Here is a 25432-nt window from a genome sequence, read left to right as displayed (position 1 = left end):
GCCCCGTCGCCTCGCGCGGCGGGGCATCCGTCGTGTCTGGGGCAGGATGGAACGGGTGACCCCCCGCTCGATCCCGCGCGCTCTCGGCGCGGTCGCTCTCGTCGCCGCGTTCGTGCTCTCCGGGTGCTCCGCCACCACCGCGCGGACCACCGGCACGAATGACGGGGAGGGCGTGATCGGTGTGAGCCTGCCCGCCGTCGACGACCGCTCGTGGGAACGGCTCGGCGACGCGCTCGGCGAGGAACTGCGTGCCCGGGGCTACCGTGTCGACCTGCAGTACGCCGCGGGCGACGGCCGCACCCAGTTTGCGCAGGCGCAGAACATGCTCACCAAGGGTGAGGATGCCATCGTCCTCGTGCCGCTGTCGACGGACACGCTCGCCCGTGCCCGTACGGCGGCCGTCGATGCCGGGGTGCCGCTGATCGCCGCCGGACGCGACCTCGACGGGGCGGGCGCCGTGGAGGCCGTGGACCCCGCCGCGCTGGGCCGTGCTCAAGCCCAGGCGCTCCTCGACGCGATCGCGGATGCGCCGGAGCCCACGGACGTCGCGGTGTTCGCCGGATCCCGCGACGACCCGGATGCGACGACCCGTCACGCCGCCGCGCTCGAGGTGCTGGAGTCGGCCGAGGCCTCGGGAGCCGTACGGATCGTCGCGGGGGCCGACGCGCAGTCCGCCGCCGTGGCGGACGCCCCGGCAGAGGTCGAGAGCGCGTCCGAGGAACGCGCCCGCGCCGTGCTCGCGCCCTCGGACGACGCGGCCGTCGGTGCCGTCCTCGCTCTGGGAGACACCGTCACCCGCGGCGTCGTGGCGGCCCTGACGACGCCCGACCCGCGAGAGACCGCGTCGCCGAGCCCCACGGCCTCGCCGGAGCCGACGGCGCCCGCTGAACCGGACACCACCCCCGCGCCCCGGGTGCCGCCCGTCGTGGTGGGATCCGGGGGCGACGCGCCCACCGTGCGGGCGCTGCGCGACGGGATCGTCTCGGCGACGGTGTTCGTCGACACCCGCGAATGGGCGGTGCCGCTCGCCGACGCCGTCGAGCAGGCTCTCGCGGGTGACCCGCCGCCGGACAGCGCCGCACCGCAGCCCCTCACGGTGGAACGGAACGCCGTCCAGGCGGTGTTCCTCGACAGCGCGTGGGTGCGCGTCGAGGATCTGGCCGACTGACGCTTTCGGGATAACCCGAACGAAGCGGCGGGCTGCCCGGGCTGTCCCGACGAGGCCTGCGTCCTACCGTGGAACACATGACCACGGCATCCGTCCTCCCTCCTCCGCCATCGACGCTGCCCGCGCCCCCGGGAGCGGTCTCGCGACCCGGCGTACGCATCTCCGGGCCCGGCCGGGTGGCCGGCGCGATCGCCCAGCTCGCCGCGCTCGGCGTCGTGGGGCCGGCCGTCTTCGGTGCCCTCTTCGGCCTGTTCGGCGCGGGGGTGGGTCTGCTGTTCGCCCTCCTGATCGGGGCCGTCCTGCTCGCGGGCCTCGTGTACGCCCTGTTCGGCGTCGCGTGGTTCGAACAGGCGCGCCTCGACGGTCTCTACGGCTTCGACCTGCCGGCTCTCCAGGTGCGCCGCAGCCCGAAACCCGGCTTCGTCGGTGTGCTGCACACGATCTGGCTGCAGGCGATCGACCCGCGGCAGTGGCGCGCGGTGGCGTCCTTCACCGTCTCCACGGTGCTGGGGCTCGTGACCCTCATGCTGATCGGGTCGGTGTCGTGGGGGCTCGTTCTCCTCGTCGACCCCCTCTTCGGGTGGGGGGACACCCGGCTGTTCGGACTCGTCGCTCTCGACGGGGTCGGTGCTCCCCTCGTCGGCGCGCTCATCGTCGTCGTCGCCACGGGCGCGGTGATCGGACTGGGCCTGCTTCAGGGCGTCCTGGCGCGAGCCATCCTGGTGCCGTCCCGTGAAGCGCAGCTCGAGGAGCAGGCGCGCACGTCCGACACCCGCCGCGCCGGCGCCGTCCGCGCCGCGGAAGTGGAGCGGACCCGCATCGAGCGCGATCTGCACGACGGCGTCCAGCCGCGGTTGGTCTCGATCGGGATGACCCTGGGACTGGCTCAGACGAAGATCGACGACGACCCCGAAGCCGCCAAGGCCCTCGTCGCCGAAGCCCACGCGTCGACGAAGTCGGCGATCACCGAGCTCCGCCAGCTGGCCCGTGGCATCCATGCCTCGGTGCTCGAGGATCGGGGCCTGGATGCCGCGCTCTCGGCGCTCGCGTCGAGGTCGCACATCCCCGTCACCCTCGACGTGCGGCTGCCGCGCAGATGCAGTCGACCCGCGGAGGCGGCGGTGTACTTCTCCATCGCGGAGGCGCTGACCAATGCCGCCAAGCACTCGCGGGCAGGATCCTGTCGTGTCGACGTCCGGGTCCGGGACGACGGATCGCTCTGGGCGCGCGTCGAGGACGACGGTCTGGGAGGCGCGCGCGTCGTCCCCGGCGGCGGACTGGACGGCATCGTGAACCGCGTCACGGCGGCGGGGGGAACCGTCCGCATCGACTCTCCGCAGGGCGGACCGACGTCGGTGGAGGTGACGGTCCCGTGCGCATCCTGATCTGCGAGGACTCCGTCCTCCTGCGCGAGGGCCTCGTGCGACTGCTCGCCGACGACGGGCACGAGGTCGTCGCCGCGCTGCCCGACGCGTCGGGACTGGAAGCCGCGGTGGCCGACACCACCCCGGACCTGTGCGTCCTCGACGTGCGCCTGCCCCCGTCCTGGACCGACGAGGGCATCCGGGCGGCGATCACCCTGCGGGCGCGGCATCCGAGGCTCGCGGTCCTCGTGCTCTCGCAGTACGTCGAGGAGCGCTACGCGAGCGACCTCATCGCGGACGGACAGGGCTCGCTCGGCTACCTCCTGAAGGACCGGGTCGCCGACGTGCGGGACTTCCTCGACGCCGTCGCACGAATCGCCGAGGGCGCGACCGTCCTCGATCCCGAGGTCGTCGGGCAGCTCCTCGCTCGACGCCGCCGCGACGATCGTTTGCAGTCGCTGACGGAGCGTGAGCGCGCGGTCCTCGCTCTCATCGCCGAGGGGCGGTCCAACCAGGCGATCGCGCAGGCGCTTTTCGTCTCGCCGGCCAGCGTGGAAAAACACATCACCGCGATCTTCACCAAGCTCGGCCTCGAGCAGGACGAGACGGGCAATCGCCGCGTCATCGCCGCACTCGTCCACCTGGGCCACGACACCACCGGAGCATCCTCATGACCGTTCAGACCCCTCCCGACCGGACTCAGGCCGCGCCGCACCGCTCGACGGGAACGTTCGCGGTCTCGATCATCACGATCGTCGTCGGCGGATGCATCATCCTGGGCACACTCGCCAGCAGCGGCCTCTCGGCGGTCCGGAACGCCCGCAGCGCCGACGCGGGGCCACCGGTCCAGCTGACGGACACGAGCGGGGTGGAGAGTGTCGACATCGATGTGACGGGGGGAGCGCTCACCGTCGTCTACGACGACGTGCCCCAGGCGGAATTGGACGGCGACGGAGCCGGCGCGTGGCGACTCGAACTCCGGGGTGACACGCTGTACGTGGCCACACCGCGTCGCTCTTTCGCGGACTGGGGGAGCGAGAAGGGTGCGACCCTCACGCTTCCCCGCGCACTGGAAGGGGATGCCGTCAGCGTCGATGCTCGGATCGCCGGGGGGAGCTTCGACCTCGACGGCGACTTCGGTGACGTCGACGTGGAGGTGTCCGGGGGCAGCGCGAACGTCTCGGGCGGCGTGAACGCTCTCGCCCTGACCGTCGCGGGCGGCTCGGTGTCAGCCGACGTCGACGGCGCCGTGGAGGCGACGTTCGACGTCGCCGGTGGCGAGCTCACGGCGACGCTCACCGGGGAGGCGCCGACGCGCACGAGCATCGAGGTGACCGCGGGGTCGGCCGACATCGGTCTCCCCGACGACACCTACCGCTTCACCAGCGAGGGCCCCGGGTCGGTCGACAGCACCCTGCGGACCTCACCCAGCGCGACGCCCCGCGTCGAGGTGCAGGCGGTGATGGGCTCGGTGACGCTCCGCGCCACCTGAAACTGGCGACTCACGCACGCGAGTGGGCTACGCCGACGTGAGGGCCTTTGCCAGGCGCTGCGGAGAGACCGGTTCGGCCGTCCCGAGGCGCTGGGCGAACAGGCTCACGCGGAACTCCTCCAGGAGCCACCGCGTCTGCACGAGGTTCGCCGGGGCGTCGGCCGGAAGGGGCGTCGCGCCCCCCGCCTCGACGAAGCCGGCGGCGCCGCGCTCGTACTCGGTCATGCGCTGACGGTCACGGCCCGGGTTGTCGGGCAGGGTCTTCACCCGGTCCAGAGCACCCGCGAGGTACCGGGGCAGATGCGCCAGGCGGGCCAGCCCGGTGCGCGAGATGAAGCCGGGGAAGATCAGGCCCTTCAGCTGCCCCCGCACGTCGTTCAGGGCCCCGAGCAGCGTGATGGAGGAGGCATCCTTCATCGCCCGCTCGACCTCGCGCTGCGCGAGCAGGATCTTCGCGACGAGCGACACGGCCTTAAACGTCTCGTCGACCGACGCCGCGGAGAAGGCGTCACGGACGCGCTCGAAGTCGGCTTTGGTGCGGACGATCCCGCCGGATGCCGTGCGCCGGAGCACGTCGTCGGCGACGGCGACCCGCGCGTCTTCGATCAGTGCTTTGGCGTTCTGGTACGGCGACGCCGCCAGCGCCAGCTTCTCGTTCGCGGTGAGGTGGTCGAGCACGTAGGTTGCCGGAGAGGGGACGGCGAGCAGCATCAAGCGGAGGATGCCGGCACGCGTGTGCCGCGCGGCCTCCTCCGGCGTCGCCTCCACGCGGAGCGCGACGCTGTCCCCCTCGTCGATGAGCGCCGGATACCCGCGCACGACACCGCCGGCGACCGGGGTGTCCACGACCTCGGCGAGGTCGTCGAGATCCCACGTCGTGAGCCTCGCGCGAGAGGCGAAGGCGGGGGATGCCTCGGCGACACGCGCCGCGGCCGTCCGCACCGGAGTACGCGCGATCGTCGACTCCACGCTCGAGCGCGCACGGTCGGCGAGTCGCCGCTGCAGCGCGCCCAGGTCGCGGTCGGAGCCGACGGCGCGGCCGCGGGGGTCGACGGCGCGGAACGACATCATGAGGTGCCCGGGCACACGATCGAGTTCGAAGTCCGCGGCGCTCACGCGCTGGTTCGCCACGCGCTGCACCAGCGCCGCGAGCGCGTCGACGAGCGTCGTCTTCGGAAGGCCGTTGGCGTGCTCGGGGCCCTTCTCGGCGAGCTCGGCGCTGAACTTCTCGGCCCAGTCGGCGGCCGGGACGACGTTGCGGCGGATGGTCTTGGGCAGGGCCCGCAGCAGCGCGGTGACGAGTTCGTCGCGCATCCCCGGCACCTGCCAGTCGAAGCCGTCGGGGCGCAGCTGGGCGAGCAGCGGCAGCGGGACGACGACCGTCACACCGTCATCCGGTGCTCCCGGCTCGAAGCGGTACGCGAGGTTCAGCGTCTGGTCTCCCTGCCGCCAACGGGCCGGGAAGGCGCGGTCATCGCCCTGCGCGCGGTCGCCGGTGAGATCGGACTCGCGCAGATCAAGCAGGTGCGGCGTGCGGTTCGAGGCATCCTTCCACCAGGTCTCGAACGAGCGGACGTCGGTGACGTCCGCGGGGATCCGCGCGTTGTAGAACGCGAACACCGCCTCGTCGCCGACGAGGATGTCGCGGCGACGCTCGCGCTCCTCGATCTTCTCGAGGAGGCGGCGCTGCTCCTGGTTGCGGCGGAGGAACGCGGTGAGGCGCTTGTCGAGCACCGACGGATCCCATTCGCCCTCGACGAGCGCATGCCGCACGAACATCTCGCGCGCGAGCGGTCGGTCGAAGCGGGAGAGCTGCACCCTCCGGCGGCTGACGAGTTCGACACCGAACAGCGTGACCTTCTCGTAGGCGGCGGCGGAGCCGGCATCCTTCGACCAGTGGGGCTCGCTCAGCGAACGTTTCACGAGATCGGGGGCCAGTTCTTCGGCCCACGCCGGGTCGACCGCCGCAACCGTGCGGGCGAACAGACGTGAGGTCTCGACGAGCTCGGCGGCCATGACCGCGGAGGGACGCTTCTTCTTCAGTCCCGAGCCGGGGAAGATCGCGAACCGCGCGCCGCGCGCGCCGATGTACTCACCCTTCGTGGGGCGGGCGTCGCCGGGCGCCTTGCGGTCCTTGGTCTGCGCGATCGTGCGCGGATCCAGGATGCCGATGTGCGACAGGAGCCCCGCCAGGATGGCGCGATGGATGGCATCCCCCTGCGCGTGCCCCTCGGGTGCTTCTTCGCGCGACTCTCGCCGCGCTTCGGACGGTGCATGGCGCGAACGGTGCGGTTGGGAGCGGCCCGAAGCCGCAGTCTGGGCGCGACGCCGCTCGCGGCCGGCGCCGAGCAGCGACGTCAGCTGCCGGTGTACGTCGACCCACTCGCGCACGCGCACGTAGTTGAGGTGCTCGCTGTGGCACAGCCGACGGAACGCGCTCGAACCGAGCTCGGCCTGCTTGTCCTGCAGGTACTCCCACAGGTTCAGCAGCGACAGGAAGTCGCTGGTCGGATCGGTGAAGCGGGAGTGGAAGCGGTCGGCTTCCTCACGCCGCTCCTCGGGACGCTCCCGGACGTCCTGGATCGACATGCCGGCGACGATCGCCATGACCTCGGGCAGCACGTCGGTCTCGCGGGCCTCGAGCAGCATGCGGGCGAAGCGCGGGTCGATGGGGAGCCGCGCGATCTCGCGTCCGATGCCGGTGAGCCGGGGACCGTGCTCGTTCCGCCGCCGCGACGGGTCGCCGTCCTCACGCACGTCGCGGTCGGTGTCCGCTCCCCGCGACCCGGGTGCCGGCAGCTTCACGGCACCGAGCTCGACGAGCAGGTCGAACGCGGCCTTCACGCCGCGGGAGTCGGGCGGCGTGAGGAACGGGAAGGCCTGGATGTCGCCGAATCCGAGCGAGAGCATCTGCAGGATGACGGATGCCAGGGAGGTCCGCAGGATCTCGGGCTCGGTGTACTCGGGGCGGCGGAGGAAGTCGTCCTCGGAGTACAGGCGGATCGCGATACCCGGCGACGTGCGGCCGGCGCGACCCGAGCGCTGCTGCGCGGAGGCTTGAGACACGGCCTCGATCGGCAGGCGTTGGATCTTGGACCGGTTGCTGTACCGCGAAATGCGCGCGGTGCCCGTGTCGACGACGTACCGGATGCCGGGAACGGTGAGGCTCGTCTCGGCGACGTTGGTCGCGAGGATCACGCGGCGACGGACGCCGGCGACCGTGGAGCGTTCGAACACGCGGTGCTGCTCCGCGGCCGAGAGACGCCCGTAAAGGGGGAGGACCTCGGTCGGGGCGGCATCCTTCTGGTACGCCCCGCGGATCGCGTCCGCGGCATCCCGGATCTCGGCCTCGCCGGGGAAGAAGACGAGGACATCGCCCGCGGGCTCCCGGTCGAGCTCGCGCAGCGCCGCGACGACGGCACCGACCTCGTCGACGTCGTCGGTGTCGCGCTTGCCCGCTGCCGGGCTGCGGAGCTTCTTGCGTTGCGGCGCGGTCCTGCCGGCATCCGGGTCGGAATCGCCGTCGTCCTCCGGAGACGGTTCCGCTCCATCGAGCGGCCGGTAGCGGATCTCGACCGGATAGGTTCGGCCGGACACCTCGATGACGGGCGCCGGGATCGGGTCGCCGCCGGGCTGTGCGGGGGCGGCGGCGAAGTGTCGCGCGAAGCTCTCGGGATCGATCGTCGCCGACGTGACGATGATCTTGAGGTCGGGCCGCTGCGGCAGGATGCGCCGCAGGTATCCCAGCAGGAAGTCGATGTTCAGCGAGCGTTCGTGCGCCTCATCGACGATGATCGTGTCGTAGCGGCGCAGCAGACGGTCGCGGTGGATCTCGTTGAGCAGGATGCCATCGGTGACAAGCGCCACACGGGTGTCGGCTGACACCTTGTCGGTGAAGCGCACCTTGTAGCCGACCGTGGACCCGAGCGGCACCTGCATCTCTTCCGCGATGCGCTCCGCGATGGTCCGCGCGGCGATGCGGCGCGGCTGCGTGTGCGCGATCGAGGTGCGGCCGAGCTCGAGGCAGATCTTCGGCAGCTGCGTCGTCTTTCCCGACCCCGTCGCGCCGGCGACGATCACGACCTGGTGGTCGCGGATGGCGCGCGCGATCTCGTCCCGCGCGGTGCTGACGGGCAGCTCGGGCGGGTAGACGATGACGGGTTCACCAGACACAGCCTTCCAGCCTATCGGCCCCCATCGCGTGAGTCGCCAGGTTTTGTCGCCGCGCGGGACGCGCAGGCGACAAGACATGGCGACTCAGGCGGGTCAGGGCGCCTTCGCGGCGAGGACTCGGCGAGCGGCGGCATCCACCTTCGCGGCGAACGCCGGGTCGGCTTGGGCCTTCGCGATCACCGCCTGACGCATCTCGGGGTAGACCGAGGAGTCGGCCGAGACGAGCAGCAGATCGATCCCGGCGTCGACCGCGAGCGTCGCTCGGTCAGCGGGCGGCCACGGTCGCACCTGCTGCGCGGCCGAGAGGTCGTCGGTCGTGACGACGCCGTCGAAACCGACCGTGTCGCGCAGCACGCCCACGACCGTCGGCGAGAACGCGGCGGGGGAGTTCGCGTCGATCTTGGCGTAGATCGCGGTGGAGAGCATGACCACCGCGGGACCCTGCGGGAGGACGGTGCGATAGACGCCGACGTCGGGACCGTCGGCGGTGACGAAGTCGTCGGTGACACCGGAATTCGTGTCGGTGTTCTCGCCCACGTGCCCGAGCCCGGGGAAGTGCTTGAACGTGGGAAGGATGCCGCCGTCGCGCATCCCCTGCGCGAACGCCCCGGCCTTGGCGGCAACGGTGGCGCCGTCGTAGCCGTACTCGCGGGCGAGCTCGCCGATGGGCGGATTGCTCTGCGCGGTCTCGGGGCTCGTCACGACGTCCGCGACGGGAGCGAGGTTCATGTTCACGCCCGCCTGCGCCAGCTGTCGGCCCCACGTTGCGGCGTTGGCGCGGAGCGTGGCGTCGTCCTGCTGTCCCTGGTCGACGGCGGAGGGGATGTCATCGAATCCCGGCCCGGACAGCACCTGAACGGTGCCCCCCTCCTGGTCGGTCGCGACCCACAGCTCCGGCTGGCCCGTTGCCACCACCGAGGTGAACCCGCTCACCAGGTCGGCGGTCGCCTGCGCGCCGGCATCCGACCGGCCGTGGAGGAAGATGCCGCCGATGCGATCGTCGCGCACCGCGGCCAGGGTCGTCGGGTCGGTGCCGTTCACAGACGTCCCGACCATGAACATCTGCCCGACTTTGTCCTCGAGGCTCCAGCCGGCGAGGGGATCAGGTGTCGGCGTGGGGGTGGGAGCGGGGGTCGCTGTTGCTGACGGCGTCGGCGTCGCGGAGGGTGTTGGCGCCGGTTCGGGAACGCAGCCGGCGAGCGCGACGGCAGCGAGCAGGAACAGGACCATGGACCGCGCAGTCTTCCTCACCCCTCGATCGTCGCGCATCACTCGCCTCCGTGCGCCGATCTGCGCGGGATCCGGCCGGGGCTTGACTCTGCCGCTGCGTCAACCGACAGGGTGGATGCCATGAACGAATGGCCCATCGCCGAGGTCGCCCGTGCCGCGGGCGTGACCAGCCGCACCCTGCGGCATTACGAGAGCATCGGTCTGCTCCATCCCGCCCGTGTGGCCGCCAACGGCTACCGCTTCTACGGCGAGGACGAGATCGCGCGCCTCTACCGGATCCTCGCGCTGCGTGCCCTGGATCTGCCGCTGCCGGAGATCGCCCGCGCCCTCGGCGACGAGCGGACACTGGCGCAGGCGATGCGCGCGCATCTGGCCGCGCTCGAAGAGCGCCGCATCGGGATGGACCGACGAATCACCGCGGTGAGGAACACCCTGGCCGTCCTGGAGGAAGGAAAGACGATGGACATCGATGACGTGCTCGCCGGGGTCGACGACTCGCGCTGGGAGGGCGAGGTGCGCGAACGCTGGGGCGACGAGGCGTGGGAGCGCAGCGCCGCCCGGCGAGCGGCCCTCACGCCGGAGGAGCGGCGTGTCGACGACGCCCGCAGCGCCGACATCAATGCGGCTCTCCGGGATGCCGCCGCGCGAGGTCTGACCGCGGATGCCGACGAGTTGCAGTCCCTGGTGGCCGCGCACCATGCGTGGGTCGCGCGGCAGTGGGGTCGGACACCCGACGCGGCTGCGTACACCGGTCTCGGTGACCTCTACGTCGCGGACCCGCGGTTCGCCGACGTGTACGGCGGGGTCGAGCAGGCCCGGGTCGTACGGGACGCAATGGCGGCGTACGCCTCCGCGCACCTGGGCTGAGTCCCGCTCAGCCGTTGCCGGCCGAGCACGTGGCCTGGTCGGCCTTGGACCCGCTGACGTTGCTCGGCAGTTCGACGACTTCCGGCGCGGCGGGGGTGTCGGTGGCATCCGGCGCCGGGGTGGTCTCGGCGGGAGCCGGTTCGGTCGGGGCCGGTGCGGACGGGTCGGCGATCACGCCGCCGTTCGCGCCGGCCTCACCCGTGAGCGCCAGGGGAGCGTTGCGTTCGAGCGCGTCCCACAGGATCGCCGCGGATGCCTCGTCGGGCACCACGCGGTTCGGGTCGTCGGGGTCGTCGACCACCGGGAACTGCACGAACGTGATGTCGTCGAAGGGGACGTCCTTCAGCGTGTAGGCGAGCTGCGCGATGCGGATCGGATCGGCCAGGCTCTCGCTCGGCGTGATGTTGTTCACCGCGGTGTTGGCGAGGCCGATGAGCGTCCCGGGGTTGGACAGCACCTCGTCGCTGCGCAGCTTGTTGACCAGCCGCGAGAGGTACTGCTGCTGGTTGCCGATGCGGGCGAGGTCGCTGCCGTCGCCGATGCCTTTGCGCGTGCGCAGGAAGGCCAACGCGTCGTACCCGGTGACCACGCGTGGGCCGGGTTCCCAGTCGATGCCCGCGTCGGGGTCGTCGATGCCGTCGCCGCCGATGCACACCTCGACGCCGCCGATCGCGTCGGTGATGTTCACGACGTTGCCGAAGCTCACCTTCGCGGCGAAGGGGATGCTCTGACCGCTCAGCTGAGATACGGTCTCGGCGACGCATGTCAACCCGCCCGCGGCGTAGGCACTGTTGATGGGTGCCTTGAAGGAGCCCTCGAAGACGGTCCCGTCCGGGGCGGTGCACTCCGGAATCGGCAGTTCGAGGTCTCTGGGGAAGGACACCACGGTCACGCGGCGGGGATCGGCCGAGACGTGCACGAGCATGTTGACGTCATTGCGGGTGCCGTCGTTCTCGGGATCGGTGCAGCGGGCACCGAAGGCCTCTCGCACCTGATCGTCGCATTCGTCCGTGCCGACGACCAGGACCGTGAACGGCTCGGCGTACTCGCTGAGCGCCGGAGGCTGCTCGGGGGCGTCCGCGAGCGGCACGGCGGCCTCCTGCAACCGCTGCGACAGAGACCAGGCGTAGAAGCCGCCGACGGCGACGGCGGCGACGATGGCGACGGTCAGCGCGATCGCGAGGGCCTTGGCTCCGCGGCGCCAGCCCGAGAGGGGCGTACGGCGCGCGTGTTGCGCGGGAGGCTGCGTCATCCGGGTAGTCAACCACGGCGTTCCGAGAACTCGGTGAGACACGGGGCGGCCGCCGGACCGACCGCCCCGTGGCGCATTACTGCCCGCCCTCCGTGAGGGTGACTTCGATCGGCGTGTACTCGCCGTCGACGGTGACGCCCTCGTCCTCCAGGGCACTGAGAGCCGACTCGATGTACTCGTTCGAGTAGGCCGAGGCCGGGGGCTCGGCGGTGATGAGGTTGAGCCCGTCCTGGTTCACGGCGGCGAGTGCGCCCTGAACCGTCTTGTCCCAGGCGGCCGAGTCGACGAGGCCGAAGTCCCCGCCGGCCCAGATGAGCTTGTTGACCTCGTTCATCTGCCACAGCTGGTGGGTCGGCCCCACCGGGAAGGCGCTGACGCCCGGTGCGGTGGCTGCCTGGTAGGTGATCTCCGCGGCCTCGGTGGGGTTGTCGCGCGCGAAGACCCAGCCCTTGATGACGGCCTTGAGGAAGCGGACGGCGGCGTCGGCGTAGGCGGGGTCGTCCGCGAGGCGCTGGGTATCGGCCCAGATGGCGTCCTGCAGCATGGCACCGGCGGTGTCCTCGTACGAGATGACGTTGATGTCGTCCATCGTGTACAGCTCTCCCGTGGCCGGGTCGACCGTCTCGAGAAGCTGCGCGAGCTCGTTGTAGGTCATCGCCTGGGCGGCATCCACGTCCTTGTCCAGGAGCGCATTCATCGAGAAGTCCTGCGTCGTGATCTCCACCGTCGAGGCATCCAGACCCTTGTCGGCCATCGCGGCGAAGATCTCCCACTCGTTGCCGAATCCCCACGAGCCGATGCGCTTGCCTTCGAAGTCGTCGACGCTCGTGATGCCCGAGTCCTTCCAGGACACCTGCAACGTGCCGGACTTCTGGAACACCTGCGCGATGTCGGTCAGCTCGACGCCCTGGTTCTCCATCGTGCCGAGGACCTTCGGCACCCAGGCGACGGCGAAGTCGACGTCACCGGCGACGAGGGCGTCCTGCGGCACGATGTCACCCCCCGAGGGGAGGACCTCGACGTCGTCGAATCCCTCTTCCTCGAAGTACCCCTGGTCGAGTGCGACGTAGTAGCCGGCGAACTGCGCCTGCGGCAACCACTGCAGCTGCAGCTTCACGGTGGTGAGTGGCTCGAAGTCGGTGCCGGATTCGGCGGGGGCGGCGGATCCGCCGGCGCAGGCGGAGAGGGCGAGGGATGCCACGGCGATCCCCGCGACCGCGCTGAGGGCGCGGCGTGTGCTGTGTGTCATGGGAGTCCTTTCGGGTGCGGGTGGTGCAGGTGTGGAGCGGTGGGACCTGTTCTGTCGAGGGCGGATGGGAAGGATGCCGGTCAGGCCGGCGGACGCCCCGCACCGAGGCGCCGTGCGACGACGCGCTCGAGCAACGAGGTGACGAGGAAGAAGACGAGACCGATCACGATGCCGCCGCCCACGAACGCCCAGGCGAGGGCGGCGCGCCCGGATTTGGCGTAAGTGGCGATCGCGGTGCCGATTCCGTCGGACGGTCCGCCGAAGTACTCGGCGACGAGGGCGGAGATCACCGCAAGCGAGGCGGCGACGCGGATGCCGGTGAGCAGGTACGGCAGCGCGGTGGGGAGGGTGAGGAAACGGAACGTCTGTCCGCCGCTCGCGGCGGTCGCGCGGAACAGGTCGCGCTGCACGGGCCGGGTCTGCCGCAGTCCGCGCAGCGTGTTGACGAAGACGGGCACGAACGCGGCGATCGCGGCGACCGCCTGCCGGCCGAATTGGCTGGAGGCTCCGAACATCGTGTTAAGGATGGGGGTGATGGCCACGATCGGCACCACGGCCAGCATGGCCACCAAGGGCGCGGTCATCCCGTCGACGGGGCGCCAGGTCGCGGCCAGGGCCGCCAGCGCCACGGCGACGACGCTGCCCGCGACGAGGCCGACCAGAGCATTGGTGCCGGTGATCGCGGCCGCCTCGACGATGAGCGGGAAGCGCTGAATGCCTTCACTCAGGATCGCCGCGGGGTCGGGCAGCATCCGGGGAGCGTTCCCCGAGGCGACGTACGCGAACCACAACGCGAGACCGATCAGCCCGACGGCGATGGGCGCCGCCAACCGCAGCCAGGAGGGGAGTCGTGTCGCGGTCATCGCTCGTTCGCCCGCTGCAGGGGAGCGCCGTGCAGTGCTTCCCGCACCGCCGTGACGCGCGCGAAGTATTCAGGCGATTCGCGTAGAGCCTCGTTGCGCGCGCGTCCGGGGCGGGTGTCGATCACGTCGGTGATGCGCCCCGGCCGCGGGCTCATGACGACCACGCGATCGGAGAGGAACACCGCCTCGGGGATCGAGTGCGTGACGAAGACCACCGCGGCGCCGGTCTCGGCGGCGATGCGGGCGAGCTCGGTCTGCAATCGTTCGCGGGTCATCTCGTCGAGCGCGCCGAAGGGCTCATCCATGAGAAGGAGCTGCGGCGACGCGGCGAGCGAGCGGGCGATCGCGACGCGCTGCTGCATGCCGCCCGACAGCTGGTCGGGATAGCGGCCGACGAACTCCGACAGCCCGACGAGCTCGGCGAGCTCGGCGACCCGGGCGTCGCGACGGGCGCGGCTCCAGCGGTGCAGCTCGAGCGGCAGCGCGATGTTCGCGGCGACCGTGCGCCAGGGAAGGAGTCCGGCCTGCTGGAACGCGATGCCGTAGTCCTGGTCGATGCGCGCCCTGCGGGCGGGCTTGCCGAAGATGGCGAGGTCGCCCGCGCTGGGCGTGTCGAGGTCGGCGATGAGGCGGAGCAGCGTCGACTTCCCGCACCCCGAAGGGCCGATGAGCGAGACGAATTCACCGGCGGCGACGTCGAGGTCGACCCCGGTCAGCGCGGTCACCTCGCCACCGGTGGAGGGGAACACCTTCCCTACGCCCGAGGCGTGGACGGCGGGTGCGGTCATCGGATCTCCTCTCCGCGACGGAAACGGTGAAGGGTCACACCGATGAGCGCGACGCCCGCGGCGGCTACGAGCCCGATGGCGACGGTGCCGAAGGTGGGCGCCCAGGGGGCGGCCGGATCCGACGAGGCTTGACCGGCGAGCTGGATGAGCATGCGCCCGAGGCCGCCGCGAAGTCCGATCGACACCTCCGCGACGACGGCGCCGACGACGGCGGACGCGGCAGCGAGCCGCAGAGCCGGCAGGAGGTGCGGCACGGCGGCGGGGAGTCGCAGGTGGATCAGCGTCGACCACCACCCGGCCGCCCCCGCGTGGAACAGGTCGAGGTGCAGCGCGTCGGGCGCCTCGAGGCCTCGGAGCATGCCGACGGCGACGGGGAAGAACGCCAGATACGACGCGATCAGCGCGACCGAGAACCACTGCGGCCACGGCAGGATCCCGGCGCGGTCAATCTGGTTCCCGAGCGCGTTGACCACCGGGGCGAAGGCGATGAGCGGCACGATCTGGCTCACGACGATCCAGGGCAGGAGCCCCCACTCGACGAGCCGCCAGCGCTGCATCGCGATGCCCAGGATGCCACCGATCATCACGCCGATGAGCCAGCCGAGGGCCGCGAGGCCCAGGGTGGTCCCGGCGGCTTCGAGCACCGAGACGATCAGCGGGGGAGTGTCCCCACCGCTCGTCGGCGCGAACATGCGCGCGACCATGTCCCACACGTGCGGCATGGCGCGGTCGTGCGTGCGGGGGAGGAGGATGACCCCCGACCCCGCCGATCCGTCGCCGCCGACGGTCACGCCGTCCGCGGGGCCGAGGAGCTTGTACAGCTCCCAGATCGCGATCACGGCCGCGACCCCCGCGACACCCCAGCCCACGGGACCGAGGCGGCTTCCGGGACGGCGCCGGGGGCGCGGCATCCCGTCGCCGGCGCCCTCGACGATCGAGGTCACCGACCCCGGAACGATCGCCTGATCCGTCACCGCTTCGCCGTCACCGGGGGAGTGAGCGCGGGGATGACGGTCTCTCCGTAGACCCGCATCGTCTCCTCCTTGTTGTCGTGCTGGAGGTAGCCGGCGAACTGCGTGACGCCCAGCGCGCGGAGCTTCTCGAGCTTGGCGATGTGCTCCTCGGCGGTGCCGAGCACGCAGAAGCGCTCGACGATCTGGTCGGGCACGAAGTCGACGTGGTCGTTGCTGCTCTTGCCGTGCGCGTTGTAGTCGTAGCCCGTGCGCCCCGCGATGTAGTCGGTGAGGGCCGCGGGGACGTCGGAGCCCTCGCCGTACTTCGCGACGATGTCGGCGACGTGGTTGCCGACCATCCCGCCGAACCACCGGCACTGCTCGATCATGTGCGCGCGGCTCTCGGGGGTGTCCTCGCCGATGTACATGGGGGCAGCGACGCAGAACGCGATCTCGTCGGGGTCGCGGCCCGCCTCCTCGGCGGCGCGGCGCACGGTCGCGATCATCCACTCGGCGATGTCGAGGTCGGCCAGCTGCAGGATGAAGCCGTCGCCCACCTCGCCCGTGAGCTTCAATGCGAGCGGTCCGTAGGCGGCGACCCACACGTCCAGTTCCGATCCGCGGCTCCACGGGAACTGCAGCGTCGCGCCGTTGTACTCCACGGCGCGGGAGTTGCCGAGCTCACGGATCACGTGGATCGATTCCCGGAGAGCCTTCAGCGTCGTGGGGCGGCCGTTCGTCACACGCACCGCGGAGTCGCCCCGGCCGATCCCGCAGATGGTGCGGTTGCCGTACATCTCGTTGAGGGTGGCGAACGTGGATGCCGTGACGGTCCAGTCGCGGGTCGCGGGGTTCGTGACGAACGGGCCGACGACCACGCGGCGCGTGGCGGCCAGGATCGCCGAGTGCACGACGTACGGTTCCTGCCACAGCAGGTGCGAGTCGAACGTCCACACGTGGCTGAAGCCGTGCGCCTCGGCGAGCTGCGCGAGCTGCACCGTGCGGGCGGCGGGCGGGTTGGTCTGCAGGACGACACCGAAATCCATGGGGAGCCTCCCTCAGACCAGGTACTGGCTCAGGCCGCGCTTGACGAAGCGACCGTCGCCCGGGGAACCGAGGTAGGTGCCGTCGTCGACGACGACCTTTCCGCGCGAGATCACGGTATCGACGTGCCCGTCGATCTCGAAGCCCTCCCACGCGGAGTGGTCCATGTTCATGTGGTGGGTCTTGTCCACGCCGATCGAGGTGTGCCCGGCCGGGTCGTAGACCACGACGTCGGCATCGGCTCCGGGGGCGATGACGCCCTTCTTGCCGTACATGCCGAACATGCGCGCGGGGGTCGTGCTGGTCAGTTCGACCCATCGCTCGAGCGTGATCTGCCCGGTCACCACGCCCTGATACATCAGGTCCATGCGGTGCTCGACCGAGCCGATGCCGTTGGGGATCGCGCGGAAGTCGCCGAAGCCCAGGGTCTTCTGATCCTTCATGCAGAACGGGCAGTGGTCGGTCGAGACCATCTGAATGTCGTTGGTGCGCAGCGCCTGCCACATGTGGTGCTGGTGGCCTTCGTGCTTCGAGCGCAGCGGTGTCGAGCACACCCATTTCGCGCCCTCGAAGGCGCCCCACTCCTCGCTCGAGGCCCCCAACTGATCCTCGAGGGAAAGGTAGAGGTACTGCGGGCAGGTCTCGCCGAAGACGTTCTGGCCGTTGTCGCGCGCCCAAGCGAGCTGTTCGACCGCCTGCTTGGCGCTCACGTGCACGACGTAGAGCGGGGCGCCGGTCAAGTGCGAGAGCATGATGGCGCGGTGGGTCGCCTCCTCCTCCATCTGCCAGGCGCGGGCGACGCCGTGGAAGTACGGGTCGGTGTTGCCCGCCGCGACCAGCTGTTCAGCGAGCACGTCGATGACGGGTCCGTTCTCGGCGTGCATCATCGTGAGGAGTCCCGTGTCCGCGGCCACCTGCATCGCTCGCAGGATCTGCGCGTCGTCCGCGTAGAAGACCCCCGGGTAGGCCATGAACATCTTGAAGCTGGTGACGCCGTCGTCGATGAGGCCCGGCAGAGCCGCGAGCGAGTCGGCATCCACCCCGCCGACGATCTGGTGGAAGCCGTAGTCGATCGCGCAGTTGCCAGCGGCCAACTCATGCCAGTGGGCGAGTCCGTCCTGTATGCGCTCGCCGGCGCGCTGCACGGCGAAGTCGACGATCGTCGTCGTCCCTCCCCACGCGGCCGCGCGGGTGCCGGTCTCGAACGTGTCGGAGGCGCTCGTTCCGCCGAACGGGAGCTGCATGTGGGTGTGGGCGTCGATCCCGCCGGGGATGACGTACTTGCCCGTGGCGTCGATCACCCGATCCACGGATGCCGCGAGGTCATGGCCGAGCAGCGTGGAACCGGGCGCGAGGACGGCGGCGATGGTCTCGCCGTCGATGAGGACGTCGGCGGGGGAACGTCCGGTGGCCGAGACGACCGTGCCGCCGGTGAGGAGAGTCGTCGTCATCTCAGGCCTCCACGATCTCGCCGTAGGTGTCAGGGCGACGATCGCGGTAGAACTGCCAGTCGTCGCGCATCTGCTGCACCAGATCCATGTCCAGGTCACGCACGAGGATCTCCTCGTGCTCCGCCGAGCCGGCCGCTCCGACGAGGTTCCCCCTCGGGTCGATGATCTGGCTCGTTCCGTAGAAGGTCACGGCATCCTCGCCGTACTCGTTGTCCTCACGCCCGACGCGGTTGGGCTGGAGGACGAAGTACCCGTTGGCCACGGCGGCGCACGGCCCTTCCACCTCCCACAGGCGGTTGGAGAGCCCCGGCTTGGTGGCGTTGGGGTTGAAGACCATGTGAGCGCCGTTCAAGCCCAGCTCACGCCACCCCTCCGGGAAGTGGCGGTCGTAGCAGATGTACATTCCGACCTTGCCGACGGCGGTGTCGAAGACCGGGTAGCCGAGGTTGCCCGGGCGGAAGTAGAACTTCTCCCAGAACTTGTCGAGGTGCGGGATGTGGTTCTTCCGGTAGCTGCCGAGCACGGTGCCGTCGGCGTCGACGAGCACCGAGGTGTTGTAGTAGACACCCGTCTGCGCTTCCTCGTAGATCGGGAGCACGGTGACCAGACCGAGCTCCTTCGCCAGCGCGGCGAACCGCTGCACGATCGGACCGTCGACCGGCTCGGCGTAGCGGTAGTACTTCTGATCCTGGGTGATGCCGAAGTACGGCCCGTAGAACAACTCCTGGAAGCACAGGACGTCGGCGCCCTGGGCCGCGGCATCCCGAGCGAACTGCTCATGCTTGTCGAGCATGGACTCCTTGTCGCCGGTCCATGTGGTCTGCGTGATGGCGGCGCGCACCGTCGTCATGATCCCCTCGTTCCTCCGGGCCGTCGTCCGGTTCTGTTACTGTCCCGCTTGAACATTTCTCCACGATTTCCACGAGTGACACCGCCGTAAATTGGGAGCCCATGCTGTCCGCCCACGCGCTCGTCGACCGCACGCCCGCGGGCCTCGCCGCCGAGATCGCGCGTTTGGTGAGCGATGGCACGCTCGCGCCCGGGGAGCGTCTGCCGACGGTGCGCGAGGTCGCCGCCGCACTCGGGGTCTCCACCGGCACGGTCGCCGCGGCCTGGCGCGCCCTGGCGGACGCCGGAGTGGTGTTCTCCCGCGGCCGCGCGGGAACGTTCGTAAGGGCGGAGCGGCGGGAGTGGCTCAGCCCGAGGGTGCAGGGCATGTCGGCGGACGGGAGCCGGGAAGCGCCCCGGGGGCTGGGCCTGGGGCACGAGGGGACAAGGGCCCTGCGGTTGGATCTGTCGCTCGGCACCCCCGATCCCGCGATGCTCCCCTCGATCGAGCGTGCGCTGACGCTCGCACGGCCGCGCGCCGACACCGGGCGCTATCACGACCTGCCCGTGCTGCCGGATCTCTCCGACGTGTTGCGTGAGCAGTGGCCCGTGCGCGGGGTCGAAGAACTCACCGTCGTCGACGGCGCGCTGGACGGGATCTCGCGGACTCTCGATCAGGTGGTGCGGTTCGGCGACCGTGTCGCCGTGGAATCGCCGGGTTTCCCCTATTTCTTCGACCTCATCGAGGCCGCCGGTGCCGTGCCGGTCCCGATGGAGAGCGACGCCGACGGCGTACTTCCGGCGTCGCTCGCCCGCGCTCTGGCCCTGGGACCCTCGGCGGTGCTGCTGCAGCCCCGAGCGCAGAATCCGACGGGGGTGTCGATGTCGGCCGAGCGCGCTCGGCGGCTCGCGAACGTGCTGCTGAGCGTTCCGGGAGGTACGCGCGTGATCGTCATCGAGGACGATCATTCGGCGCTCATCGCCACAGCACCGCCCGTGAGTCTCGCTCTCTGGGTGCCCGGACAGGTCGTGCACGTGCGCGGGTTCTCGAAATCCCACGGTCCCGACCTGCGGATCGCGGCGCTCGGCGGGCCTGCGACGATCGTGGATCGCATCGTCCGGCGCCGGATGCTCGGCCCGGGCTGGACGTCCCGCCTGCTGCAGTCCGTGCTGCACGAACTGCTCACCGACCCGCGCTCGACCGCGCCCGTGCGCACCGCACGCCTGATCTACCGAGATCGCCTCGATCGGCTCGGCAGCGCGCTGCGCCGCCTCGGCGTCGATGTGGGCGACCCCGACGGCATCAACCTCTGGATGCCGGTGCGCGACGAGCGCGCCGCGATCGTGCGTGCCGCCGCGGAAGGCATCGGCGTCGCCGCCGGCGCACCCTTCGTCGTCGACGTCGAGACGGCCGCGCGGGTCGGACCACGGGTGCGCGTCACCGCGGGATCGGTCGGTGAGAACGTGCGCCTCGTCGCGGAGGCGCTCGCCCGCGCGGCGAACGCCGCACCCCTGTCCTGAGCGCCGTCAACCCCGAAACCGACTTCCCCGCACGCTTCTACGCTTGGTCTCATGACTGTTCCCTCTGTCCAGCTCAATGACGGAAACTCCATCCCCCAGCTCGGCTACGGCGTGTTCCTCGTTCCCGCCGACGACGCTGAGCGCGCCGTGTCCGAGGCGCTCGAGGTCGGCTACCGCCACATCGACACCGCCGCGATTTACAAGAACGAAGAGGGAGTCGGCCGCGCGATCGCCGCCAGCGGCATCCCGCGCGACGAGCTCTTCATCACCACGAAGCTCTGGAACGACCGCCACGACGGCGAGGAGCCGCACGCCGCGATCGACGAGAGCCTCGGCAAGCTCGGCCTCGACGCCGTCGACCTGTACCTCATCCACTGGCCGACGCCGAAGAACGACAACTATGTGCACGCGTGGCAGAAGATGATCGAGATTCGCGAGGCCGGGAAGACCCGGTCGATCGGTGTCTCGAACTTCCTCGTGCCGCACCTCGACCGCATCGTCGCCGAGACGGGTGTGACCCCTGTGGTCAACCAGATCGAGCTGCACCCGGCGCTCAGCCAGCGCGAGATCCGGGCGTGGGGCGCCGAGCACGACATGCACATCGAGTCGTGGGGCCCGCTCGGCCAGGGCAAGTACGACCTGTTCGAGATCCCCGCCGTCGTCGACGCCGCGGACGCCCACGACAAGTCGCCGGCCCAGGCGGTGCTGCGGTGGCACATCCAGCACGGCCTCATCGTCTTCCCGAAGTCGGTGCGCCGCGAGCGCCTCGAGGAGAATTTCGACCTGTTCGACTTCGAGCTCAGTGCCGACGAGATGGCCGCGATCGACGCGATCGACCCCGGCGACGACTCGGGCCGTGTCGGCACCCACCCCGACGACCTCAACTGAGGACGGATGAGACGCTGAACCGCCTCGCGAACGCCTCGAGCCCCTACCTGCGGGCCCACGCCGACAATCCCGTCGCGTGGTTCCCGTGGGGGCCCGAGGCGTTCGCCGTCGCGGCCGAGCGCGACGTTCCCGTGCTCGTGTCCATCGGCTACAGCACGTGCCACTGGTGTCACGTCATGGCGCGGGAGTCGTTCCAGGATGCCGAGACCGCCGCGCTCGTCAACGACGGGTTCGTGGCGATCAAGGTCGACCGCGAAGAGCACCCCGACGTCGACGCGGCCTACCTCGACGCCGCCTCCGCGTTCACGCCGCACCTGGGATGGCCCCTGACAGCATTCGCCTCGCCGGACGGCCGCGTCTTCTACGCCGGCACGTACTTCCCGCCGGAGCCGCGCGGACAGCTTCCCTCGTTCCGCCAGGTGCTCGCTGCCGTTCGCGAGGCCTGGACCGAGCGGCGAGCCGAAGTGGATGCCACGGGCACCGCCCTCCGCGAGGCGCTTGCCGCCGCAGCCCCCGCCGCGGCCGAGGCGCTCCCGTCCGCCGACGCGCTCGCCGATGCCGTCGCGGCCGTCGTTGCCCGCGAGGATCACGAGTTCGGCGGGTTCGCGGCGGGCGCCGCCGTCGAGTCGCCGAAGTTCCCGAACACCCCGGTGTTGCGCCTGCTGCAGCACCCCGCACTGGCGTCCCTCGCCCCCGAGGCCGCGAGCGTGGCATCCCGCGCCCTAGCGGCGATGACGGGGTCCGAGCTGCGCGACCCGGTCGAGGGCGGATTCTTCCGCTACGCCACGCGCCGCGACTGGACCATCCCGCACTACGAGCGGATGCTGACCGACAACGCCGGACTCGTCGAGGTCGCGCTCGCCGCGGGCGACGACGGGACCGCCGCCGAGACCGCGCGGTTCCTCGTCGACGTCTTGCAGTTGCCGTCCGGGGGGATCGCCGCCGCGCAGGACTCCGAGTCGATCATCGACGGGCAGCGTTCCGAGGGCGGCTACTACCGGGCCACCGATCGTTCGCAGCTGGCGCCCCCGGCCCTCGACGCCAAAGTGGTCACGGGCTGGAACGGGCACGCGATCGCCGCGCTGGCCGCCGCCGGTGCCCGGACGGATCCGCGATTCGTGGAGGCCGCCCGGTGGGCCGCCGACACCGTGCTCGAGAACAACGTCGCCGACGACGGGTCTCTGCGGCGCGCGTCGCTCGACGAGATCCGGTCCGCCGCTCCCGCGACGCTCGAGGACTACGGCGGGCTGGCGCGCGGTCTGCTCGTCCTCGCACGCGTCACCGGGGAAGTGGCGTACGCCGAACGGGCGCGCGCCCTCGTCGACGCGTGCGTCGGGGCCGATGGCATCCACCCGCCCGGTGGGGGCGATCCCGTACTCGCCCGGCAGGGGATGCAGCCGCAGGGTGTTCCCAGCGACGGCGCGGCTCCATCGGGGCCGTCGGCGTTCGCTGCCGCGGCCCTGGACCTGTGGCGGATGGGTGCGGGGGAGCGCTACCGCGAGGCAGCGGCGATGCTCGTCCGGGCGGCTGCGCCCGCGGCGCTGGGGGCACCGCTCGCCTACGGGGCGATCCTGGAGGTGGCGCTGGGGCTGGCGACGCCGCCCCGTCAGCTCGTCGTGGTCGGGGAGACGGACTCCGAGATCGCCGACGTGGCCCGCCGCGTCGTGGCCGACGTCATCGCGGTGGTCACCCCCGCTCAGGCGACCGCCTTCGCTCAGGCCGGCTTCGCGCTCTTCGAGGGCAAGGTCGCCCGCGACGGCGGGGCAACCGCCTACGACTGCCGGGCGTTCACCTGCGCGCTTCCGACCTCCGATCCCGCCGCGCTGGAGACACCGCGGCGCACGTCCGCGTAGATCGCGAGGTACGCCGCAGCGGGGGCGGGCGGGGGCGGAACCGGGGTCGTCGGTCGTGGACCGTCCGCCAATGCCGACGCGAGAGCCGTTGCCCAGGCGCCCGGGTCGGAGAAACCGGTCACGGTGCGGATCCCCTCGCCGTAGAGATCAGCGAGCTCGGGCAGTCCGCCGACGTGGGAGGCCACGACCGGCGTTCCCGCTTGGAGCGCCTCGGCCGCGACGCGGCCGAACGGCTCGTGCCATTGGGTGGGGACGGCCAGCACGTCGCAGCGGGCGAGGAGGTCGCCGGGGTCGACGTAGCCGAGTTGGACGCACGCGCCGGCGGCGTACTCGAGGGCATAGCGGTCCGTGAGGGCGCGTCCGTAGGACGTGGGTCCGCCGGCGACCAGCAGACGGACTTCGATGCCGCCCGCCCTCAAGAGACGGACCGCCTCGTGCAGGATGCCGACCCCCTTGTCGGCGTCCAGACGGCCGAGGTACCCCACGACCGGGAGCCCGTCGGCCCGGTGGGACGGCGTCGCGCTCTCGGCGGCATCGCCGGAGGGGCGGGGGCGGTTGCGGACGATCGTCGGGGTGTCGTCGCGGCCGCGCACCCCGGCCGCCCTCATCCGGCGCCACACGTAGTCGCTCACCCCGACCACGCGGCGGGGGCGCAGCCACGACAGGGTGAAGGGTGCCTTGAGGATGCGGCAGCGCAGGCTCCGGCGGGAGCACACGGAGTGGTTGTGCTCGCCGAACGACGACGTGCAGACGAGGGAGTAGTCCCGCACCGTCTGGACCGTCGGGACGCGTCGGACGGCGAGCCATGCCAGCCAACCGAACCCGGCGATGTTGTTGAGGTGGACGACGTCCGGCCGTCCCTGGCGGATCTCCGCACGCAAGGCCGCGTACTCGCGAAGTCGCAGGAGCTCTCCCACGTGCCACAGGGCCCGAGCCCACCGGGCCGGATGGCGCCCCTCGGGGTGCAGGCGCCGTCGCCACAGGCGTCGGACCGAGACCCGTCCGGGCTCCGGGGACGCATCGGCGTCGCGGTGGGCGTCGCGTCGACTGCGCGGGGCGAGACACAGGACCCGGACGACGTGCCCGTCGGCCGCGAGGTCTTCGGCCAGCTCCTGCACGGAGAGCTCGGCGCCGCCGATCACGAAGGGAGGGTACGACGTGTTGACGAGCAGCACCTTCACTCGTGCGATTATCGCCGTGTCACCGGCCCCGTTCTTCGGGTCGTCCCTGGAGTCGTCTCTGCGCTCACCAGAGGTCGATCCTTCATTCACCATGACCGCGATCGGCGCTGGCCGAGAGCCGTCTCGTCGGTCAGGATGTGGGGGTACCCGATCGCTCGAGGAGGAGCACCATGTCCGCGCACGCCATTCCCGACACCCCCGAGATCCGCGCCCGGATGGATGCCGCTCAGGCTGAGGGGATGGCCGCGCTCGGTCTGCACGGGAGCGAGGTGCAGGCCTGGGAGGACGGCTATCGCGCCGCCGAGGCCGCCGACTCGACCTTCGAGTGGTGGTACTTCGACTGCCAGTTCGACGACGGCTCGACCCTCGTGGTCACCTTCTCGAACAAGCCGCACACCGACCCGGGTGGGCCGATCACACCGACCGTGCTGGTCATCCGCCAGCTCGCCGACGGAACACGGACCCACGTCGAGCCCTCTTTCCCCGCGGAATCGTTTGCGGCCGAGACCACCCGGTGCGATGTGCGCATCGGCGCCAACACGGTGACCGGAGACCTCGACACCTACCGGTTGCACGTGGATGTCAAGGGCCTGACCGCCGACGTCACAATCCATCGCGCCGCGCCGTCGTGGCGGCCGGGCGCCGGGATCACTTTCTTCGACGCGGCCAAGACGCACTATCTCGCCTGGGTCGTTCCGGTCCCGTACGGCACCGTGGAGGCGACGATCACCCAGAGCGGAAAGACCGTCACTCTGACGGGCACCGCGTATCACGACCACAACTGGGGCAACCACCTCATGGGGTCGTTCCTCGACCACTGGTTCTGGGGGCGCGCCCACCTCGGGGAGTACACGCTCGTGTACGTGCAGATGACCACGAAGGGACTGTTCGGTCTGGGACAGATTCAGATCCCGACCTTCTACCTCGCGCGCGGCAACGAGGTACTGACCGATGACCTCTTGCCGCTTCGGCTCACCACGAGCGGCGAGGTCCCGGGTCCCGGACACCAGACGTATCCCACGCGGCTCGAGTGGACGTGGGAACGCGAAGGCGACCGCATCGCCTTCACCGTCACGCAGCCGCGACTGATCGAGGCACTCGACATGCGCCCGCGACGATCGCCCCTGTCGGCCGTGCTGCACGCGGGGGAGCACCCGGAGTACTACGACTTCACCGCCGACGCCGAGCTCGACATCCGGCTCGGCGAACTCGTCGACCGCGTTACGGGCCGGACGCTCTACGAGAAGATGATGTTCCGCTGACGCGG

Annotated in this window: 20 protein-coding genes; 9 read left to right on the top strand and 11 right to left on the bottom strand. The window is 71.0% G+C overall.

Features of this window, described 5'->3' with window-relative positions:
- Window positions 1-55 precede the first annotated feature (55 nt).
- The 4 genes from P5G46_RS03850 (at window position 56) to P5G46_RS03835 (ending at window position 4024) form a co-directional block, all read left to right on the top strand.
- Window positions 56-1168 (top strand): substrate-binding domain-containing protein, encoded by a 1113-nt coding sequence (locus P5G46_RS03850; RefSeq protein ID WP_408905010.1) that lies wholly within the window; start codon window positions 56-58, stop codon window positions 1166-1168.
- Between the two features lie 77 nt (window positions 1169-1245).
- Entirely contained in the window at window positions 1246-2553 is a 1308-nt protein-coding gene (locus tag P5G46_RS03845; RefSeq protein WP_408905009.1) for a sensor histidine kinase, read from the top strand.
- A complete protein-coding gene (locus P5G46_RS03840; RefSeq protein ID WP_408905008.1) occupies window positions 2541-3206 on the top strand; it encodes a LuxR C-terminal-related transcriptional regulator in 666 nt (221 codons plus the stop codon). The genes P5G46_RS03845 and P5G46_RS03840 overlap by 13 nt, the downstream gene beginning before the upstream one ends.
- A complete protein-coding gene (locus P5G46_RS03835; RefSeq protein ID WP_375095732.1) occupies window positions 3203-4024 on the top strand; it encodes a hypothetical protein in 822 nt (273 codons plus the stop codon). The genes P5G46_RS03840 and P5G46_RS03835 overlap by 4 nt, the downstream gene beginning before the upstream one ends.
- A 27-nt stretch (window positions 4025-4051) precedes the next feature.
- On the opposite strand, the gene hrpA is transcribed toward P5G46_RS03835, so the two are convergent.
- Together hrpA and P5G46_RS03825 are read right to left on the bottom strand one after the other, a co-directional pair.
- Complete coding sequence (hrpA, locus tag P5G46_RS03830; protein WP_408905007.1) at window positions 4052-8197, bottom strand: ATP-dependent RNA helicase HrpA; 4146 nt, start codon at window positions 8195-8197, stop codon at window positions 4052-4054.
- A gap of 93 nt (window positions 8198-8290) precedes the next feature.
- Window positions 8291-9427 (bottom strand): glycoside hydrolase family 3 N-terminal domain-containing protein, encoded by a 1137-nt coding sequence (locus P5G46_RS03825; protein WP_275437764.1) that lies wholly within the window; start codon window positions 9425-9427, stop codon window positions 8291-8293.
- Between the two features lie 120 nt (window positions 9428-9547).
- Between P5G46_RS03825 and P5G46_RS03820 the strand changes: the two genes are divergently transcribed.
- A complete protein-coding gene (locus P5G46_RS03820) occupies window positions 9548-10294 on the top strand; it encodes a MerR family transcriptional regulator (protein WP_375095727.1) in 747 nt (248 codons plus the stop codon).
- A 7-nt stretch (window positions 10295-10301) separates the two neighbouring features.
- On the opposite strand, the gene P5G46_RS03815 is transcribed toward P5G46_RS03820, so the two are convergent.
- The 8 genes from P5G46_RS03815 to P5G46_RS03780 form a co-directional block, all read right to left on the bottom strand.
- Entirely contained in the window at window positions 10302-11546 is a 1245-nt protein-coding gene (locus tag P5G46_RS03815; RefSeq protein ID WP_408905006.1) for an LCP family protein, read from the bottom strand.
- Window positions 11547-11622: 76 nt separating this feature from the next.
- Entirely contained in the window at window positions 11623-12795 is a 1173-nt protein-coding gene (locus P5G46_RS03810) for an ABC transporter substrate-binding protein (RefSeq protein WP_408905005.1), read from the bottom strand.
- A gap of 80 nt (window positions 12796-12875) precedes the next feature.
- Window positions 12876-13658: an ABC transporter permease gene (locus P5G46_RS03805; protein WP_408905004.1), complete on the bottom strand. Its 783-nt coding sequence runs from the start codon at window positions 13656-13658 to the stop codon at window positions 12876-12878.
- A complete protein-coding gene (locus P5G46_RS03800; RefSeq protein WP_408905003.1) occupies window positions 13655-14446 on the bottom strand; it encodes an ABC transporter ATP-binding protein in 792 nt (263 codons plus the stop codon). Before P5G46_RS03800 ends, P5G46_RS03805 begins: the two co-directional genes overlap by 4 nt.
- Window positions 14443-15420: an ABC transporter permease gene (locus tag P5G46_RS03795; protein ID WP_408905002.1), complete on the bottom strand. Its 978-nt coding sequence runs from the start codon at window positions 15418-15420 to the stop codon at window positions 14443-14445. Before P5G46_RS03795 ends, P5G46_RS03800 begins: the two co-directional genes overlap by 4 nt.
- Complete coding sequence (locus tag P5G46_RS03790; RefSeq protein WP_408905001.1) at window positions 15417-16445, bottom strand: TIGR03842 family LLM class F420-dependent oxidoreductase; 1029 nt, start codon at window positions 16443-16445, stop codon at window positions 15417-15419. Before P5G46_RS03790 ends, P5G46_RS03795 begins: the two co-directional genes overlap by 4 nt.
- A 12-nt stretch (window positions 16446-16457) precedes the next feature.
- Window positions 16458-17894 carry a dihydropyrimidinase gene (gene hydA / locus P5G46_RS03785; protein WP_408905000.1) on the bottom strand — a complete coding sequence of 479 codons (1437 nt, stop codon included), beginning with the start codon at window positions 17892-17894 and terminating at the stop codon, window positions 16458-16460.
- A gap of 1 nt (window position 17895) precedes the next feature.
- Complete coding sequence (locus P5G46_RS03780) at window positions 17896-18744, bottom strand: nitrilase-related carbon-nitrogen hydrolase (RefSeq protein WP_408904999.1); 849 nt, start codon at window positions 18742-18744, stop codon at window positions 17896-17898.
- Window positions 18745-18845: 101 nt separating this feature from the next.
- Here P5G46_RS03780 and P5G46_RS03775 point away from each other — a divergent pair, with 101 nt between their 5' ends.
- From P5G46_RS03775 to P5G46_RS03765, 3 genes are read left to right on the top strand one after another with little or no spacing between them, the layout of a single operon-like run.
- Window positions 18846-20243: an aminotransferase-like domain-containing protein gene (locus P5G46_RS03775; protein WP_408904998.1), complete on the top strand. Its 1398-nt coding sequence runs from the start codon at window positions 18846-18848 to the stop codon at window positions 20241-20243.
- A 51-nt stretch (window positions 20244-20294) separates the two neighbouring features.
- Window positions 20295-21131, top strand: coding sequence for an aldo/keto reductase (locus tag P5G46_RS03770; protein WP_239272788.1), 837 nt, complete (start codon window positions 20295-20297; stop codon window positions 21129-21131).
- Window positions 21128-22984, top strand: coding sequence for a thioredoxin domain-containing protein (locus P5G46_RS03765; RefSeq protein ID WP_408905278.1), 1857 nt, complete (start codon window positions 21128-21130; stop codon window positions 22982-22984). The genes P5G46_RS03770 and P5G46_RS03765 overlap by 4 nt, the downstream gene beginning before the upstream one ends.
- Here the strand turns inward: P5G46_RS03765 and P5G46_RS03760 are convergent.
- On the bottom strand, window positions 22903-24165 hold the full coding sequence (locus P5G46_RS03760; RefSeq protein ID WP_408904997.1) for a glycosyltransferase: 1263 nt from the start codon (window positions 24163-24165) through the stop codon (window positions 22903-22905). The two genes, P5G46_RS03765 and P5G46_RS03760, sit on opposite strands and share 82 nt — an antisense overlap.
- A 170-nt stretch (window positions 24166-24335) precedes the next feature.
- Between P5G46_RS03760 and P5G46_RS03755 the strand changes: the two genes are divergently transcribed.
- A complete protein-coding gene (locus P5G46_RS03755; RefSeq protein WP_408904996.1) occupies window positions 24336-25427 on the top strand; it encodes a hypothetical protein in 1092 nt (363 codons plus the stop codon).
- The last annotated feature ends 5 nt before the right edge of the window (window positions 25428-25432 follow it).

The sequence above is a fragment of the Microbacterium mcarthurae genome (assembly GCF_046064585.1).
Lineage (GTDB): Bacteria > Actinomycetota > Actinomycetes > Actinomycetales > Microbacteriaceae > Microbacterium > Microbacterium mcarthurae.
Note: the sequence above shows the minus strand (reverse complement) of the source record. Positions and strands in the feature narration are given on the sequence as shown.